Here is a 15,475-nt window from a genome sequence, read left to right as displayed (position 1 = left end):
GTCAAAGGCCTTAACGAACATCTACTTGGAATGGTGTCTTTAAAAGACGATGGATGGGAATAGGATGCATCGCATCAACGTTGGTCCGTTTCCGATGCCTCAGTATCAAATAAAAGGAGTTATAAATATGGCGATTACGCCTAAATCAGACATGTCACCAGAAGTTTTGTCCTGGCGAGATCCCTCTATGGACTCTGTCCAAGGAACTGAAACCCCCAAAGATCCAAACAAAGGTTACATTGCGCTATTAGGGTGGAGTGTCAACGCAATTAAAGCGGCCCAGAAATTTGATCGTCGCTATATCGTGGTTGCACCTGAGTGGGCGCGAGATTTTTGTACTGCGAACAATATCCCGTTTATGTCATGGGATTTCCTTCGACTTGATGACACTTCTATCGAGCTTGCTAGAAAACTCAAGGCTGAGGGCGTCGATGTCGCTGTGCCACTGTTTGAAGAAACGGTTGAATGGTCCGGCGCGATCAACTCTGTACTGCTTGATAATCCTCGGATGTACGGGCAATCGATTTTATTCCGTGATAAAGCGCTAATGAAACGTCGAGCTCAGCTTGGCGGTATTCGTGTCGGCATTTTTGAAGAGGCGCATGAAAAAGAAGATATCGTGCGATTTATGAAGCGAGTTAATCAAACATTACTCAAACTTGACGGCGATCCAGACGATCCAATTCATGTCAAAGCGTTTGATAAAGCGGGTTGTTTAGGACATCGCATGCTGCGAACCGTTGACGAAATCGATGCTATCCCGGCTGAAGAATACCCGCTGCTTATGGAAAGTCATCTCGATGGATGGGAGTTTGCCGTTGAAGCCTGGATTCACGATGGCAAGATCATGTTCTTAAATATTTCTGAATACGTCACACTCGGCTACTCGGTGTTTGTGCCTGCGACAAAAGAGCTCGAGAGTTGGCGAGACGCGATTACTAAGCAAATTGAGTTATTGATTAAAACCTTTGATATCCAGTTCGGTCAGATCCACCCAGAATACTTTGTGACCAGTGACGGCACTATGTACTTTGGTGAGGTCGCCTACCGCCCACCGGGATTTAAAGCGTTTGAGTTGATTGAGCGAGCTTATGGCTTTAATGCTTATCAGGCTTCATTTTTGGTGTTTGATCCTAAGAGCACAAAAGAAGAAGTTGACGCTTTCTTCCCGCGTGAAGTTGTTGATGCAAAAGGCTATGCTGGCTGCTTTGGCGTATATCCCAAACGGCGTGTCGTCAGTCAGTTAGAGATGCCAAAAGAGTGTATAGAACATCCCTATTTTGATTTCCATGAGCTTCAGGCGCCTGCTGAAGAGACGGTTCCAGAGCGAGATGCGTTTGGTACCCACTGGGGGCTGGTGTTCTTCTTCGGGGATGATCCGATTAAAATGCGGGATTTATTAAAAGCCCAAGAAGACTTGGATTTTTACGTCTAGTACGTCTTGATATAACCTTGCTTATCCTCCGCAGCCTGGGTTAGAGGCGTCTCTAACCCAGGCTTTTTTGTGTGAGCTAAAACACATTTCCCCGTCACCTATGAGCCAAGATGATTGGAACCATATTAATATGGTCGACTTCGTTAATAATTGAATAAATGGATTTATTATCAATAGTTTAAATATGAAAGTCTGCCCAGAAATCGAAGTGTCGAACGCACAGCATGAGGCTATTCAAGCGCTTAGAAACAAGGCATTTCCTGACCACCAAGTTTCCCGTTCTTACTATAAGCAGCTTCTCCACATGCGAGCTTTGCAGTACCAAGGTAATCAACTGATTGGTTGTATGGGCTTGGACTATAGGGCAGTGAATGTCGGTGGTGAGGTGTATAAAGTGTTAGGCGTGAGTGATTTTTGCATCGACAGCGCTTGGCAAAGAAAAGGGATTGGCTCGGGTATGCTGGCGCAACTGACTGACTATGCCAAAGACAAAGATGTTGATTTCATTATTCTCATCTCTGAGCTGCACGATTTTTATGTGGCTAATGGCTTTCAGCTTGTCGAGTCACATGCCTCTTGGCTACGCATTCATGAACACACTAACTATGGTGTTGCGGTCGAGTATGTCGATGAATTATATGTAAAACCGATGACAGACAAATCATGGCCAGCAGGGCATATGGATTGGCTTGGGTATATGTATTAATGCCTTCTGTAGACGTCGTTTATGGCGTGTAAGAGGGGTGAGTCGGCTTTGGCTTCGCGCCTGCAGCTATCTGCAGGCGCGACCCGATTATATTGATGGTATCGGCAGACGAAACGCCCTTGCTATTGCATCACTGCAAACGACTCATAAGGGGCCAGTTTGTAGGTGGTGCTTAACTGTTTGACCGGATCCATGTTGTAGCTAAGGCAGGTTAAGGCCTTATAGCGCCAGTGTTCGGGGAGGGTGATGGTTTGTTTTTGCTCACTAAAGTTGCTGACCACGAGAATACGGTGGGTATCGTCGAAGCGCTCGTAGGCGATCACATCAGGGTGGGCTTCTTCCACAGGCGCAAACTGGCCATGTGCAATCACTGGGTATTGCTTGCGCAGCTTAATCAGCTCACGGTAGTGATAGAGCACCGAGCCGCTATTTTCAGTTGCCCGTGCCACATTGATGGTGGTGTAGTTAGGATTAACCGGTAACCATGGTGTTCCTTGGGTAAAGCCTGCTTGCGGTGCGTTCTCCCATTGCATTGGAGTACGGGCGTTATCGCGACTGTTTTGGTAGACCGCCTCCATCATGGTGTCTGGATCAACGCCTTCTGCAACACGCAAGTCGTAAAAATTGCGGGTTTCGATGTCTTGATAATCGTCGATAGACGGGAAGGCGACATTGGTCATCGCAATCTCTTCCCCTTGGTAGATATAGGGCGTGCCTTTCATTAAGTGCAAGGTTGTGGCGAGCATTTTTGCTGAGCGTGTCCGGTACTCTCCGTCGTGACCAAATTTAGATACGGCGCGGGGCAAGTCGTGGTTGTTCCAAAACAGTGAGTTCCAACCGCTATCGGCCAGCTCTTGTTGCCATTTGAACAGTACCTGTTTAAGGGCGGCGACATCCAGCGGCACGGGCTGCCATTTATCGCCGTCTTTCCAGGTCGCGGTAATGTGTTCAAATTGGAACACCATGGAGAGTTCATTGCGTTCCGGTGCGCTATAAAGTTTGGCGATCTCCGGCGTTGCGCCCCATGTTTCGCCGACGGTGAGCAAGCCTTTGCCGCCAAATGTTGCTTGGTTCATCGCCTGCAGCAGAGGGTGAAGGCGCGGGCCGTTGCCAGTGATGCCTTTGTCGATCTCTTTACCAATTAAATCTATTACATCAAGGCGGAATCCCCCAATGCCTTTGTCAATCCACCAGTTCATCATCTTATACACGGCGTCATGGACGGCGGGGTTTTCCCAGTTCAGATCGGGCTGACGTTTGGAGAACAAGTGAAAGTAGTACTGCTCGGTGTTTGGCTCCCATTGCCATGCGCTACCACCAAAGATTGAGCCTTGATCATCCGGCGCACTGCCATCGGGTTTGGCATCACGCCAAATGTAAAAGTCGCGATAGGGACTGTTTTTGTCTTGAAGCGCAGCTTGGAACCAAGGGTGTTCGTCGGAGGTGTGATTGACTACCAAATCCATCACGATTTTGATGCCGAGCGAGCCGGCTTTATCAATCAAGCGCGTCATGTCTTCCATGGTGCCAAATTCAGGCGCGATCGCGCAGTAATCGGAAATGTCGTAGCCATTGTCATCCATCGGCGATTGGTACACCGGTGATAGCCATAACACATTGACGCCGAGCCAATGTAAGTAATCGAGTTTCTCGATAATTCCGTTCAGATCGCCAATGCCATCATCATTGGTGTCGTAAAAACTACGTGGGTAGATTTGATAAACAACGGCATCATGCCACCAAGCGTACTGCATACCCATTACCTCTTTGTTTTTATCAGTTTGAACACGCGTTCGATAATGGATATGAATGTACCTGCCCAAGACGGGGATTAAAAATAGATAACTCTCTCTTTGTTATAGCTATATGGCTATACCAAAGAGTGAAAATAAACCTATTTAACGGCTATGATTGATGCGAGTAAGTGTTTTAAACTATAACGGTTAAAGCAAAAATGTGAACGGTGATGCAATGGACGTAGAAAAAGCGGCAAGTTATTTTTTGGCTGTGGCTGAGAGTGGCAGCATCAAAGCCGCAGCGTTAAAGCTAGGGATCAGTCAGCCTACATTGACCGCGCAAATCCAAAAGTTAGAACAGCGTCTATCAAGCCAATTATTAATAAGGCATCCGCGTGGCGTCAGTATGACGGCTGCTGGCGAGCTTTATTATCAGCACGCAACGGCCCAACACGCTGCGCGCCAACGATTACAAGCACAGTTGCATGTGCTACAAGCCAGAGAAGCCGGACAGGTTAAGCTAGGGACGGGAGAAGCCTGGTGGCCTTTGTTTGTCGAATCGGCGGTGGTGGCGTATCAAGCCGAGCATCAGTGTTCGGTGCATATTGAGTTTGGTAATCGGTTGGCATTAATGTCATCGCTTTTAAATGGCGATATTGATGTTTTTATTGGCCATGAAATCAGTGAACTAATTGCCACCAGTCAGGTGCGTTTTACCCCTTTGTTCCAAGATACAGAAGCTTGGTTTGCACATCAGGATCATCCCTTGTTTGACCAATTGAAGCGCCACCATCAGCCGGTGTTGTCAGCGCATCTTTTTGACTGGCCATTATTGCGAGTGACACCCGATCATCCTCGCCATGCCCATTTACTTTCTCGTCCTTTACCACCGTTGCTAAACCTTCACCCGCATGCCTTTGATCTCGACTCACTCTCAGCCAGCATCTCGTTGTTGCAACGTACGCATGCTCTCATGCCTTACACCGATAAAGCCGCGTCATTTCTCGGCGCTAAGGGAATTAACATGCTTTGGGTTAATGCAGAAAAACGGGGCAACGTGGGTGTTTATACCGCGTACGGGGCGACAAGCGATAAAGTCTCGCAGTTCGTTACGTGTCTGCTGGAAAGCGGGACTGACTGGATGGCGAGCGATGTCGATTGAGCACCTCTTACCAGTGTGGGGCAGCTTATTGACGAATAAAGTGCTAGACTAGAGTGCTTTTGTCGCACATTGAATTGGTCGTGCTGGCTGCAAATGTAGGGATGAGTTAGCCGGCTCCATATTTCAGTGGCGACATCAATGGCATCAATAGGTAGGGCCAATTACCAATTTGGCCACTGCGCTGCTAATTTGTGGCGCAAATCACATGCAGTACCTTTATTATCAAAGGAAAGATGATGGTAATTCCAGAAAACAGCAGTATTGTTATTTTTGGTGCATCTGGCGATCTCACCTTCCGCAAGCTGATCCCAGCCCTGTATCATTTGTATGCGAACAAACAGCTGCCTGCGTCTTTCGCAATTCTTGGCGCAAGCCGCACCTTCTATAGTGACGAGTCGTTCCGTGACAAGCTCCGTCGCTCGATGCAAGAGCTTGAAGAAACCGATCCTGCCACGCTCGACGCCTTTATGGCGCACGTGCATTATCAATCGTTCAATATCTCTGACACCCACGAATATGGCGCGCTAACAGGGCGTTTAGACGAATTGTCCGAACAATATGGTTTCACCCAGCGTAATACGCTGTTTTATCTTGCTACGCCGCCGAAGCTGTACAACTTTATTCCTGCCTGTCTAGCCGCACATGGCCTGAATGATGAAAGTAACGGTTGGAAACGCTTGGTGGTCGAAAAGCCGTTTGGTTACGACTTAGCCTCCGCTCGTCAGTTAGACAAAGACATTCACGCCTACTTTGCAGAGCATCAGATTTACCGTATTGACCATTACTTAGGCAAAGAAACGGTACAGAATCTGTTGGTTTTCCGTTTCTCCAATGCGATGTTCGAGCCGCTTTGGAATCGCAACTTCATTGACTATGTTGAAATTACCGGTGCGGAGCATCTTGGCGTAGAAGGTCGCGGTGGTTATTACGACCAGTCGGGCGCGGTTCGGGATATGTTCCAAAACCACCTATTGCAAGTGTTGTCGCTCGTGGCGATGGAGCCGCCTGCACAGATCAATGCTGATGCAATGCGTGATGAGGTGTTTAAAGCGCTGCAATCGCTTGAGCCGCTCTCTGAAGACGACTTGCACAATAACTTGGTGCTGGGCCAGTACACTGAATCGCAAGTTGGCGGCAAAGCATTACCCAGCTATCGTGATGAGCCAGGTGTGGCGGAAGACTCGCGCACAGAAACCTACGTTGGTCTTAAGATGTTTATCAACAACTGGCGTTGGAATGGGGTGCCATTTTACGTGCGCACCGGTAAACGCTTACCGACGCGCGTGACCGAAGTGGTGATCCACTTTAAACAGACCCCGCATCCCGTATTCGGCAAAAATGCGCCCGAAAACCGCTTGGTGATCCGTATTCAGCCCGACGAAGGCATTCAAATGAGTTTCGGCCTGAAAGAGCCGGGTGCTGGCTTTAACGCCAAAGCGGTAAACATGGATTTTCATTATACGTCGCTGGAAGAAACCCAGATGCTGACGGCTTACGAGCGTTTATTGCTTGATGCCTTAAAAGGCGATGCGACCTTGTTTGCCCGCAGTGACGCGGTGGAAGCCTGCTGGCAGTTTGTTGAGCCAATTCTCCAATACAAGGATAATGGCAAAGCGCTATATGGTTATGCCTGTGGCACTTGGGGGCCGAAAGAAGCCGACCACTTGCTGGCGCGAGACGACCATGCGTGGCGTTTCCCCTGCAAAAACCTCACAGACACGGAATACTGCGAACTATGATCAATGCCCGTATTTTTGATGACGCCGACGCGGTGGTCAATCACTTAGCTGACGCGATGCAAGCGTTCAGCGAGCAAGATCGTGCCGTACACATCTCGCTATCGGGTGGCAGCACGCCCAAAATGCTGTTTAAGCGTTTAGCCAGTGATGACTACGCCACGGCGATTCAGTGGCAAAACTTGCATTTTTGGTGGGGCGATGAGCGCTGTGTGGCACCGGATGATGCCGAGAGCAACTTTGGCGAAGCCGACAAACTACTGTTTAGCCAGATTCGCATTCCAGAAGAGAACATTCATCGCATTCGTGGTGAAGACGATCCGGACGTGGAAGCCGCGCGCTTTAGTGCGGAAATGCAAGCGCTGATCCCAAGCGAAAACGGCACGCCTGTGTTTGATTGGGTCTTGCTGGGTGTCGGTGGCGATGGCCATACCGCCTCGCTATTCCCGCACGATCCTCAGTATGACAATACCGCACTGGCGCTGGTGGCCTCGCATCCTGAATCGGGTCAAAAGCGTGTATCAAAAACCGCCCGTGTGCTGCGCGCGGCGAAGAAAATCAGTTATCTGGTGTTGGGTGAGGGCAAGCAAGCGATCGTGAATGAGATCGCCACGCACGAGCCCACTCAACTGCCATATCCTGCCGCCAATATCCGCAGTGCCAAAGGCACGACGGAATGGGTACTCGATGCCGCGGCAGCAAAAAAATTACCAGGACAGAATTAATGGAGAGCACGATGAAAGGTGATATTGGCGTAATTGGTTTGGCAGTCATGGGCCAAAACCTTATCCTCAACATGAACGACAACGGCTTTAAAGTCGTGGCACATAACCGTACCGCGGCCAAAGTCGATGAGTTTCTTGAAGGCCCAGCCAAGGGCACTAACATCGTTGGCGCTTATTCGCTGGAAGAACTGGTTGAGAAGCTAGAAACGCCACGTAAAGTGATGCTGATGGTTCGTGCCGGTGATGTGGTCGATACCTTTATCGACAAACTGACGCCACTGCTTGAGAAAGGCGACATCATTATTGATGGCGGTAACACCAACTATCCAGATACCAACCGTCGTGTGGCAGCGCTGCGTGAAAAAGGTATTCACTTCATTGGTGCCGGTGTGTCTGGCGGTGAAGAGGGCGCACGTTTCGGGCCGTCTATTATGCCAGGCGGCTCAGAAGAGGCGTGGCCAGCGGTGAAGCCTATTTTCCAAGGTATTGCAGCGAAAACCGATACCGGCGAGCCATGTTGTGACTGGGTCGGCCGTGATGGCGCGGGCCACTTTGTGAAAATGGTGCACAACGGTATCGAGTATGGCGATATGCAGCTGATCACCGAGGCGTATCAGTTCATGAAAGACGGCCTTGGCATGAGCCATGATGAGATGCAGCAAGTCTTTACCGACTGGAACAAAACCGAGTTGGATAGCTACCTTGTCGAGATCACCTCGGACATCTTGGGTTATAAAGACGAAGACGGTGAGCCTTTGGTTGAGAAAATCCTCGACACCGCGGGTCAAAAAGGCACCGGTAAATGGACTGGGATTAACGCGCTGGATCTTGGCATTCCGCTGACCCTGATCTCTGAATCGGTATTTTCGCGTTGCTTGTCAGCATTGAAAGATCAGCGTGTCGCGGCAGAGAAGCTATTTGAAAAACATATCCAGCCGGTTGATGGTGACAAAGCCGAGTGGGTTGATGCGCTGCGTCAAGCACTGCTGGCGTCAAAAATTATCTCTTACGCGCAAGGCTTTATGCTGATGCGTGAGGCGTCTAATGAGAATGGCTGGGATCTGAACTACGGTAACGTCGCGCTGATGTGGCGCGGTGGTTGTATTATCCGCTCTGCGTTCTTGGGTAACATCCGCGATGCGTATGACAAGGATCCTGACTTGGCCTTCTTGGGCTCAGATGCGTACTTTAAAGGGATCTTAGATAACTGCTTAGCCGCATGGCGTAAAGTGGCGGCGAAATCGATGGAAACCGGTATCCCAATGCCATGTACCACATCGGCGCTAACCTTCTTGGATGGCTACACCACAGCACGTTTGCCAGCCAACCTGCTGCAAGCGCAGCGTGACTACTTCGGTGCGCATACCTATGAGCGTCTTGATCAGCCACGTGGTGAGTTCTTCCACACCAACTGGACAGGCACTGGCGGTAACACCGCCTCGACGACGTACGACGTGTAACGTACGGCGTGTAACGTGACAGGCTAAGTCACTGCTCGTAGCAATAAATAGAAAAGGGATGCATTGGTATCCCTTTTTGTTGGCATAAGCAAAAAACTCACTTAGCATAGGCGAAAAAGGAGAACCTATGCCGCGCCCTAAAATGCCCCGCCGTATCTGCGGAAAACCGCATACCAATTGTTTTAAACCCAACGCCATTCCACTCAGTGAGCTAGAGACGGTGACCATAGGTTTGGATGAATTCGAAGCCATGCGCCTTGTTGATCATCAGGGGATGCAGCAACTGCAAGCCGCGGAAGTCATGGGCGTATCTCGTCAAACGTTAGCCAACCTGGTTAAACGCGCCCGCGCCAAAACCACCGCCTGCCTCGTAGAAGGCAAAGCACTGGTGTTTGAGTCAGAAGAGTAGTGTTGGGTTAATCATTTACAAAAAAAGGTCTGTGCTGTATGTGACTAACCAAGGTGCTTTTATGGTTTACTAAACTGTATTTTCACGTCAATGATTGCCGTGAAAATAGGTATTTTTAAACTAATGCTTCCATTTAGTTATTGTCATTCATCATGCGACTTAGCAAGGATGAGCGCGTGTTCGAAAAAGTATTTTGTCGCACGACGTTGCAGCTTGATTCGAACACTCTCCACGTCTTGACGTGACTTTCTTCATTTTTCTCTCACAGAATAGTTTGCATATGCCATAAATCAGGCGTATTTTTAGCATATGCCATTTATATAAAGAGAGAACGGAAGATGACAATTGCTATTGCGATGAACCAAGACCGTCCTGCGGGACATTTTATGAAAGCAGAACATTTCGCGCTGTTTGACGACGATGGCCAAGCGATAGCCTGCTTTGCTAATCCGCGCGCTGCCGAAGGTTGTGGTGCCAAAAACGCCTTGATAGCGATGTTAAAAGCCAACCAGGTGACACGTGTGGTGACCCGTCATATTGGCGAACATGCCTTAGCGGGATTGTTGGCCGCGGATGTCGATGTTTATCAGTTGACCAACGGCCGTTTAAATCCTACCCAGTGGTTGTCGCCTGCGTACTGGAAACCACTGACGGAGGCCAGTCAAGGGCGGCCGGCGTTGCAGCGAATGAAGCAACAGCAACAACCACAACAACGGAAAGCAGCGTGTCATTCAGGACGTGGAAGAGGGTGTGGCGCGCAAGGTAGCGGTCTAGGTGGTCAACATCGAGGGTGTGGTAAGAGGCAAGGTAAAGACGGTCGCGATAGTGGAAAGGGTTGCGGTTGCCATGAATAAGCAACCTGTTATCCCGCCGGATTCCCATCATCAGTGTGTGGCTTGCAGTGACAACGGGCTATTTAATTTTAAATTTTATCAAGACGATAACAATGCCGTCACCGCAACAGTGTGGTTAGAAAGCGCTTGGCAGGGGTATCAAAACCAGCTGCACGGTGGGGTCATTGCCACGCTTTTGGATGCGGCGTTGACCCATTGTACCTTCTTGTTTGCCCCGCAAAGTGTGACAGCGTCACTTAATATTCGCTATCACCATCCAGTGCCCGTTGCCGTTGAGGCTGAGGTACGTGCTTGGTGTGTGAAAGCGAAACACGGAATGAGTCAGTTGGAGGCAACACTTACCGTTGCAGACACTGTGTGTGCCACTGCAACGGCAAGCTTTATGCAAACACGCGCGTTGTGAGCGTCAAAAACTAGCTGACCGCGCGGCGCAGGCGATCATGGACCGCAAGCCACGCTTCGCCATGAGGGGGCTGGGCGAGCCAGATTTCATCGACGCCCAGTTGGTCGGCTTGGGCGAGTTGGTGATATAACGCTTGCCCATAGCGTGCGGCGTCATCCGGCATGGCAATACAGACCAGATCATCCCGTGTTGGGGCGTCGCCAAAGTGAAGTAAGGCCGCGCGCTTTTCAGAATTAGGCGCTGGGAGATCGGACAGATCTGCGGCCACCATTTGCAACCGGGTGTTAGGTTGGTAATGGCTACCGACATTGCCAGGCACCACGCTATCGTGCTGCTCGGGCGCTTCCACGGTTTCACCCAATACGGCGCTCAGCTCGCTGGCGGTGATTGGACCGGCACGAAGTACGCGGAAGGGGCGCTTGGTAAGATCGACAATGGTCGACTCCAGCCCATGTTGGCAAGGGCCGCCATCAATGACTGCCGCAATTTTTCCGCCTAAACCATGCACCACTTGCTCTGCCGTGGTGGGGCTGAGCTTTTTATACGGGTTCGCTGACGGGGCGGCAACGGCAAGTTGATGGGTGGCGAGCAGGTCCAATAACACAGGTTGCGCGGGCACGCGAAGCCCAATGGTATCCAATCCACCCGTGACTACCGGTGAAACATGCTCGGCTCGTGGCAGCAGCAGCGTCATCGGCCCTGGCCAGAAGGCATTCGCCAGCTTATATGCTTCATCAGGGATCTGCGTTGCCCACTCGGTGATCGATGCGACGTCACCGAGATGCACAATCAAAGGATGATTGGCGGGTCGCCCTTTGGCGGTAAAAATGCCCGCGACGGCGTCTGGATTGCTGGCATCCGCTGCCAGACCGTACACGGTTTCTGTGGGCACCGCGACTTGTTCGCCGGCTTTCAGCAGCTCGGCGGCTTGTGTTAGGTCCGTTGAACACTGCGCTGAGAGAAGTTGCGTTTTCAACGACATGCTCCGTTTTATGTTGCTACGTTCAGGTGATACCACTGACCCGAGCGATCGCGTTGCCATACTGCACCTTGCGCATCAATTTGCATCAAGTACAGCCAGCCGTGATTCGCCAGCGCGGCTATATCGTTATGGCGTGCAAGTATACTATCAATTGCCTCCCGAGGGGCAGCGATAAATACGCTTAATCGCACTGGCTGGTGGCGATATCGACGGCCATCGTGCACGGATTGATGCGATAAGCCAATTCGCAAGTCACCACCATTCCCTTCAAACACCCCAATATGGCCACCCACGATGTTGTGCAGCAATTTGTTTCCGCTGCCGAATTTTTCCGGTGCGGTAACAGAAGCAAAGTACTGCAAGTTGATCCAATTGGTCACCACCATGGGCGCGGTGAGGATTGCCGTAAGCTGGCTAAAGTCACTGTCTCTATGCCAGTCGTAGTCGTGTAAAAAGCTGCGACCTTGCAAATTAATCTGTCGAGACAGGGTGCGCGGGCCCACGATTAACGCGGCGTTGTCACACAGTCCCCATTCAGGGCGCATTTGTGCCCAATCTTTGGCCCGTGTAGCAAAGAAGCGTTTGAGCTTGGATGGCTGGGTAGGCGTTTGATCAAACTGGTTGGCGCGGGTTGCACGTGCTTGCTCGCTCGCAGCGGCAAGCCACGTTTGCCATTGGGCATGCTCTGGAGCGTGAAAGACATCCAGTGCGTCGGTGGTGGTGTTGTGCATGGCGGCATAAAAACGGGTGCTGGCGGGAATCGTTACGCCTTGCTGTGCCATGGCATCACGCACGTCGGCATCGTTAAGAAGCTGTGCGAGTACGCGGACATTCACCTCACCGGTTTGTCCACCGCAAGCACCACAGTCAAGCCCTGCTGCATGAGGGTTGTTACAGGTTTCACTGCCATGACCCACCAACAAGACGGCATCGGCTAAATGGTCAGCAATGCCCATGGCGCGCAAGATACCAGCGCCTAGCTCTGCCTTTTCTGCTGCGCTTAACGGCATGTTGTCAAGGGTGAGCGCCCAATCACTGTCAGTATGACTGAGTCGATTTAGCGGGTTTTCGGTGCCAGAAATGCGCAATGCGCGCTTTAACAAACTCACCAGTTTCAGCATGCCACCGGCTTCGACCATGCCTAAATTGGCGGCGGGCGCATCAAGGCTACGTTGCCAGCCGAGCTTGGTCATCCGCAACCAGCGTTCGGGGGTGGCATGGGTTTGTGAGGCGGTGATCGCCGGTGCCAATAAGCCGGGCAGTTGCGGGCGTTGAATCTGGCTATCAGTGGGTTGATAGGCGATCGGCAAGCCAAAAAAGCCAGCAAAGCCAAGGGTTTGAATCCGATCAGATTGTGCTTCTAACGCGCGACGCATCGGTTCAGAGCGCACATCGATACAAAACACAGCTTGCAGCGTAGGCGAGGTGGCGAGAGTGTCGACACTGGCCTGCGCGGACAAGGCGTGTGCCCAAGGGCGCTGCTGACTGATTTCCAGCGCTTGCTGCCAAATCCACAGTGGCGCGAGCTGTTGTTGTGCTTGGTGATACCAATGGCGCACATTCACCGCTTGGTGGTGCATGGACTGACGAATGCTTGCCCACGCCGCTTCACGGTGTTTAGCAAGCCAGCGTGCCAGCACTGTATCCCAAGCGAGTAAAATCGCTAATAGGCCCATGCCATGATCTTGTTGTTCACTGTCACTGAGCTGTTGCTGCCAATCTAACCAAGCCTGCCAGCTTGCCCAACCTGATAAACCATGCATCAGCGCGTGGCAATAGGCCAAGTTACCGTTTGGGTCATGAAGGATCGGTTGCCAAAAGGCGGCCGCTTCAGCGATCAGGGCATCCATTTGGATAGGCAGTGCGGCGAAATCGGCGAGCAAATCCACGCCAGTGAGGGTTTTAATGCCTTTATCTTGGCTCACCACACTCAACCAGCATTGATAAAGGTGTTCACCGCCTTGGCCTTGGGCATCAAAGCGCTGTGGGTATTGGTGATAAAGCGCGAGAAACTGGCTCACTTGCTGCTGGATTTCTTGCTGCCACGATAAGCCTTCTTGTGTTTCCCGAGTGCGGTCACACAACTCAGCCAATGGCTTCCAACGCGGGAGGTTACTGCTATGAATGCGCAGTGCACGCAGACAATCACTCACTGTTAATGCGCTGCCAGAGGTTGAAATGGCCTCGGCAAGGTGTGCCTCACTAATGGGCGATTGCCAATGCGACAGATAGTACGCCGACGGCATTAGCGGACAGTGGCCACTTAACACCGCTTGCTCAGCAAAGACTTGCTCAATGGGGGTAAAGCGTTGCGGCCACCATGGGTTCACCGCAATCATTTGATCCAACGGCCAGCTTGGCGCAATCGCTACGACTGCTTGCTGGGTGGCATCGCGAAAATCGCTCACATCGAGGGACTCAGGGTGTGCAGATACGTTGGGCGTTTTCGCAATCATTAACGCGTCTCCTTATGCGGTTGCCATTGGGTCGTTTGTAGTTGGATTAAAGAAGCACTCGGCCACCATTTGAGTGTTAGGCGCGTCGCCCACTCATCAAGGTAAGCCCCGGCGTTCAGCCAAATAAACAGGCGGTTGACCCACGCTTTGTGAGGCCAGTACTGGACCGCCAGTGATAGAGCAAACAGCGTGATAAACAGCACCAGCGCAAAGGCATCGGCAAATAAATAGGTGGCATTTCCACCCGCGACAAACACAATCAAGCTATGTTTAATGGCGGCGTAGAGCCCGAGCAGGCCAAGCGCAAACACGCTACTGAGCAGCACGCGTGTCGGGCGAGCAGCGCCTGGGCGGGTAAAGGCCGGTAATAGCAGCATGGTCATCGCCATCCACAGCAACCAACCGGCTGCAAAACTATTTAAAATACCGACACTCAGGTGCACGGCGACAATCAAACCGGCGGTGGTGGCCATCGCGGCAAGCCAATGGCAGCGACGCGGAACTGAGGCGTCGGCCAGTTGGGTTGCTAGCCAATGATTCACCCCATTGCCGCTGTTGAGGAAAGAGAACGCCTTGTAGAAAGAGTGCGCCAGTAAGTGCAGCAGTGCCAACTCATAAAGGCCTAGGGCGATTTCAACTAACATCAGACCCATTTGTGCGACGGTCGACCACGCCAGTTTTACCTTAATGCTCACGCGTGTCAGGCTCACCAGCCCTGCCACCAGGGTACTGACACCGGCGATAACCAGCAGTGCAAAGCTGGCACTGGGGCTCGCCGCGAGCACTGGCGCGAACAGCATCAATAAGATCCCGCCAAGATTCACAATACCGGCGTGCAACAAGGCAGAGACAGGCGTAGGTGCTTCCACCACTTGAATGAGCCAGCCGTGCAAGGGCAGTTGCGCGCACTTAATGAGCGCCACACCCACCAGCATAAAGGCGGCGATGCTTACAGTCAGCGTGTGAGGCTGCTGGCTGACTTGAAACATCAATTGGTCAATCTGCGCGGTTTGGTAGTGGAAAAATAACAGTAAAAATGCGCCACCGAGTAGCAATTCGCTAAAGCGGGCGAGCAGCATTTTTTTGTGTGCCGCGAGTTGGGCGCGAGGCCGATGCGGATAGAAAAGAATTAAGCGACCCAATGAGAGGCTAACCGCCACCCAAGCAAGCCAAAACAGCAACAGGTGATTGCTGACTAAAACCAATAAGACTGCCGACAAGGTGAGCAGTAAGGATAAAAGAAAACGGTGTTTGTCGGTTTGGCCTGCAAACGCGGTGGCACTGTATCGCCAGATAACACCGCCAAGAAGCGCAACCAGTGCCAGCAGCACCAGTTTGAGCGGCGTGACGAGAAATAGGGATAACATGACTTACCTCACAGCAATAGTTATGCAAACCATTGTGAAAACTT

At 51.3% G+C, this 15,475-nt stretch carries 13 protein-coding genes; 9 read left to right on the top strand and 4 right to left on the bottom strand.

Going from position 1 to position 15,475, the window contains the following annotated elements; genetic code table 11:
- Nucleotides 1–127 precede the first annotated feature (127 nt).
- Together BZG75_RS08645 and BZG75_RS08640 are read left to right on the top strand one after the other, a co-directional pair.
- Entirely contained in the window at nt 128–1,435 is a 1,308-nt protein-coding gene (locus BZG75_RS08645) for an ATP-grasp domain-containing protein (RefSeq protein WP_077460709.1), read from the top strand.
- 184 nt (nt 1,436–1,619) lie between these two features.
- The gene (locus BZG75_RS08640) at nt 1,620–2,141 is read left to right on the top strand and encodes a GNAT family N-acetyltransferase (RefSeq protein WP_021023572.1); all 522 of its coding nucleotides are present in this window, start codon (nt 1,620–1,622) and stop codon (nt 2,139–2,141) included.
- A 122-nt stretch (nt 2,142–2,263) separates the two neighbouring features.
- Here the strand turns inward: BZG75_RS08640 and BZG75_RS08635 are convergent, their stop codons facing one another.
- On the bottom strand, nt 2,264–3,895 hold the full coding sequence (locus BZG75_RS08635) for a glycoside hydrolase family 13 protein (protein WP_077576736.1): 1,632 nt from the start codon (nt 3,893–3,895) through the stop codon (nt 2,264–2,266).
- A gap of 217 nt (nt 3,896–4,112) precedes the next feature.
- Here BZG75_RS08635 and BZG75_RS08630 point away from each other — a divergent pair, with 217 nt between their 5' ends.
- The 7 genes from BZG75_RS08630 (at nt 4,113) to BZG75_RS08600 (ending at nt 10,626) form a co-directional block, all read left to right on the top strand.
- Nucleotides 4,113–5,039, top strand: a complete 927-nt coding sequence (locus BZG75_RS08630; RefSeq protein ID WP_077576735.1) for a LysR family transcriptional regulator — start codon at nt 4,113–4,115, stop codon at nt 5,037–5,039.
- Nucleotides 5,040–5,275: 236 nt separating this feature from the next.
- The gene (gene zwf / locus BZG75_RS08625) at nt 5,276–6,778 is read left to right on the top strand and encodes a glucose-6-phosphate dehydrogenase (RefSeq protein WP_077460712.1); all 1,503 of its coding nucleotides are present in this window, start codon (nt 5,276–5,278) and stop codon (nt 6,776–6,778) included.
- Nucleotides 6,775–7,500 carry a 6-phosphogluconolactonase gene (pgl, locus tag BZG75_RS08620; RefSeq protein WP_077460713.1) on the top strand — a complete coding sequence of 242 codons (726 nt, stop codon included), beginning with the start codon at nt 6,775–6,777 and terminating at the stop codon, nt 7,498–7,500. Before zwf ends, pgl begins: the two co-directional genes overlap by 4 nt.
- Before the next feature lie 11 nt (nt 7,501–7,511).
- The gene (gene gnd / locus BZG75_RS08615; RefSeq protein ID WP_077576734.1) at nt 7,512–8,960 is read left to right on the top strand and encodes a decarboxylating NADP(+)-dependent phosphogluconate dehydrogenase; all 1,449 of its coding nucleotides are present in this window, start codon (nt 7,512–7,514) and stop codon (nt 8,958–8,960) included.
- A 127-nt stretch (nt 8,961–9,087) separates the two neighbouring features.
- Entirely contained in the window at nt 9,088–9,369 is a 282-nt protein-coding gene (locus BZG75_RS08610) for a DUF134 domain-containing protein (RefSeq protein WP_021023566.1), read from the top strand.
- A gap of 338 nt (nt 9,370–9,707) precedes the next feature.
- Nucleotides 9,708–10,223, top strand: a complete 516-nt coding sequence (locus tag BZG75_RS08605) for a NifB/NifX family molybdenum-iron cluster-binding protein (protein ID WP_077576733.1) — start codon at nt 9,708–9,710, stop codon at nt 10,221–10,223.
- Nucleotides 10,216–10,626 (top strand): PaaI family thioesterase, encoded by a 411-nt coding sequence (locus BZG75_RS08600; protein WP_077576732.1) that lies wholly within the window; start codon nt 10,216–10,218, stop codon nt 10,624–10,626. The genes BZG75_RS08605 and BZG75_RS08600 overlap by 8 nt, the downstream gene beginning before the upstream one ends.
- Before the next feature lie 10 nt (nt 10,627–10,636).
- Here the strand turns inward: BZG75_RS08600 and BZG75_RS08595 are convergent, their stop codons facing one another.
- From BZG75_RS08595 to BZG75_RS08585, 3 genes are read right to left on the bottom strand one after another with little or no spacing between them, the layout of a single operon-like run.
- The gene (locus tag BZG75_RS08595; RefSeq protein ID WP_108742905.1) at nt 10,637–11,608 is read right to left on the bottom strand and encodes an L-threonylcarbamoyladenylate synthase; all 972 of its coding nucleotides are present in this window, start codon (nt 11,606–11,608) and stop codon (nt 10,637–10,639) included.
- Nucleotides 11,609–11,616: 8 nt separating this feature from the next.
- On the bottom strand, nt 11,617–14,064 hold the full coding sequence (locus BZG75_RS08590; protein ID WP_077576731.1) for a DUF2309 domain-containing protein: 2,448 nt from the start codon (nt 14,062–14,064) through the stop codon (nt 11,617–11,619).
- Nucleotides 14,064–15,431 carry an NADH-quinone oxidoreductase subunit L gene (locus tag BZG75_RS08585; protein ID WP_077576730.1) on the bottom strand — a complete coding sequence of 456 codons (1,368 nt, stop codon included), beginning with the start codon at nt 15,429–15,431 and terminating at the stop codon, nt 14,064–14,066. Before BZG75_RS08585 ends, BZG75_RS08590 begins: the two co-directional genes overlap by 1 nt.
- Between the last annotated feature and the right edge of the window lie 44 nt (nt 15,432–15,475).

The organism is Salinivibrio sp. AR640, assembly GCF_001995405.1.
GTDB lineage: Bacteria > Pseudomonadota > Gammaproteobacteria > Enterobacterales > Vibrionaceae > Salinivibrio > Salinivibrio costicola.
This window is presented reverse-complemented; position numbering and strand designations above follow the sequence as displayed.

Excerpts from the sequence above, each read along its gene's own strand:
- gnd (WP_077576734.1), top strand. The coding sequence starts at position 7,512 with ATGAAAGGTGATATTGGCGTAATTGGTTTGGCAGTCATGGGCCAAAAC.
- BZG75_RS08635 (WP_077576736.1), bottom strand. The coding sequence starts at position 3,895 with ATGCAGTACGCTTGGTGGCATGATGCCGTTGTTTATCAAATCTACCCA.
- BZG75_RS08630 (WP_077576735.1), top strand. The coding sequence starts at position 4,113 with ATGGACGTAGAAAAAGCGGCAAGTTATTTTTTGGCTGTGGCTGAGAGT.
- pgl (WP_077460713.1), top strand. The coding sequence starts at position 6,775 with ATGATCAATGCCCGTATTTTTGATGACGCCGACGCGGTGGTCAATCAC.
- BZG75_RS08645 (WP_077460709.1), top strand. The coding sequence starts at position 128 with ATGGCGATTACGCCTAAATCAGACATGTCACCAGAAGTTTTGTCCTGG.
- BZG75_RS08640 (WP_021023572.1), top strand. The coding sequence starts at position 1,620 with ATGAAAGTCTGCCCAGAAATCGAAGTGTCGAACGCACAGCATGAGGCT.
- BZG75_RS08610 (WP_021023566.1), top strand. The coding sequence starts at position 9,088 with ATGCCGCGCCCTAAAATGCCCCGCCGTATCTGCGGAAAACCGCATACC.
- BZG75_RS08590 (WP_077576731.1), bottom strand. The coding sequence starts at position 14,064 with ATGATTGCGAAAACGCCCAACGTATCTGCACACCCTGAGTCCCTCGAT.
- BZG75_RS08600 (WP_077576732.1), top strand. The coding sequence starts at position 10,216 with ATGAATAAGCAACCTGTTATCCCGCCGGATTCCCATCATCAGTGTGTG.
- BZG75_RS08605 (WP_077576733.1), top strand. The coding sequence starts at position 9,708 with ATGACAATTGCTATTGCGATGAACCAAGACCGTCCTGCGGGACATTTT.
- BZG75_RS08595 (WP_108742905.1), bottom strand. The coding sequence starts at position 11,608 with ATGTCGTTGAAAACGCAACTTCTCTCAGCGCAGTGTTCAACGGACCTA.
- BZG75_RS08585 (WP_077576730.1), bottom strand. The coding sequence starts at position 15,431 with ATGTTATCCCTATTTCTCGTCACGCCGCTCAAACTGGTGCTGCTGGCA.
- zwf (WP_077460712.1), top strand. The coding sequence starts at position 5,276 with ATGGTAATTCCAGAAAACAGCAGTATTGTTATTTTTGGTGCATCTGGC.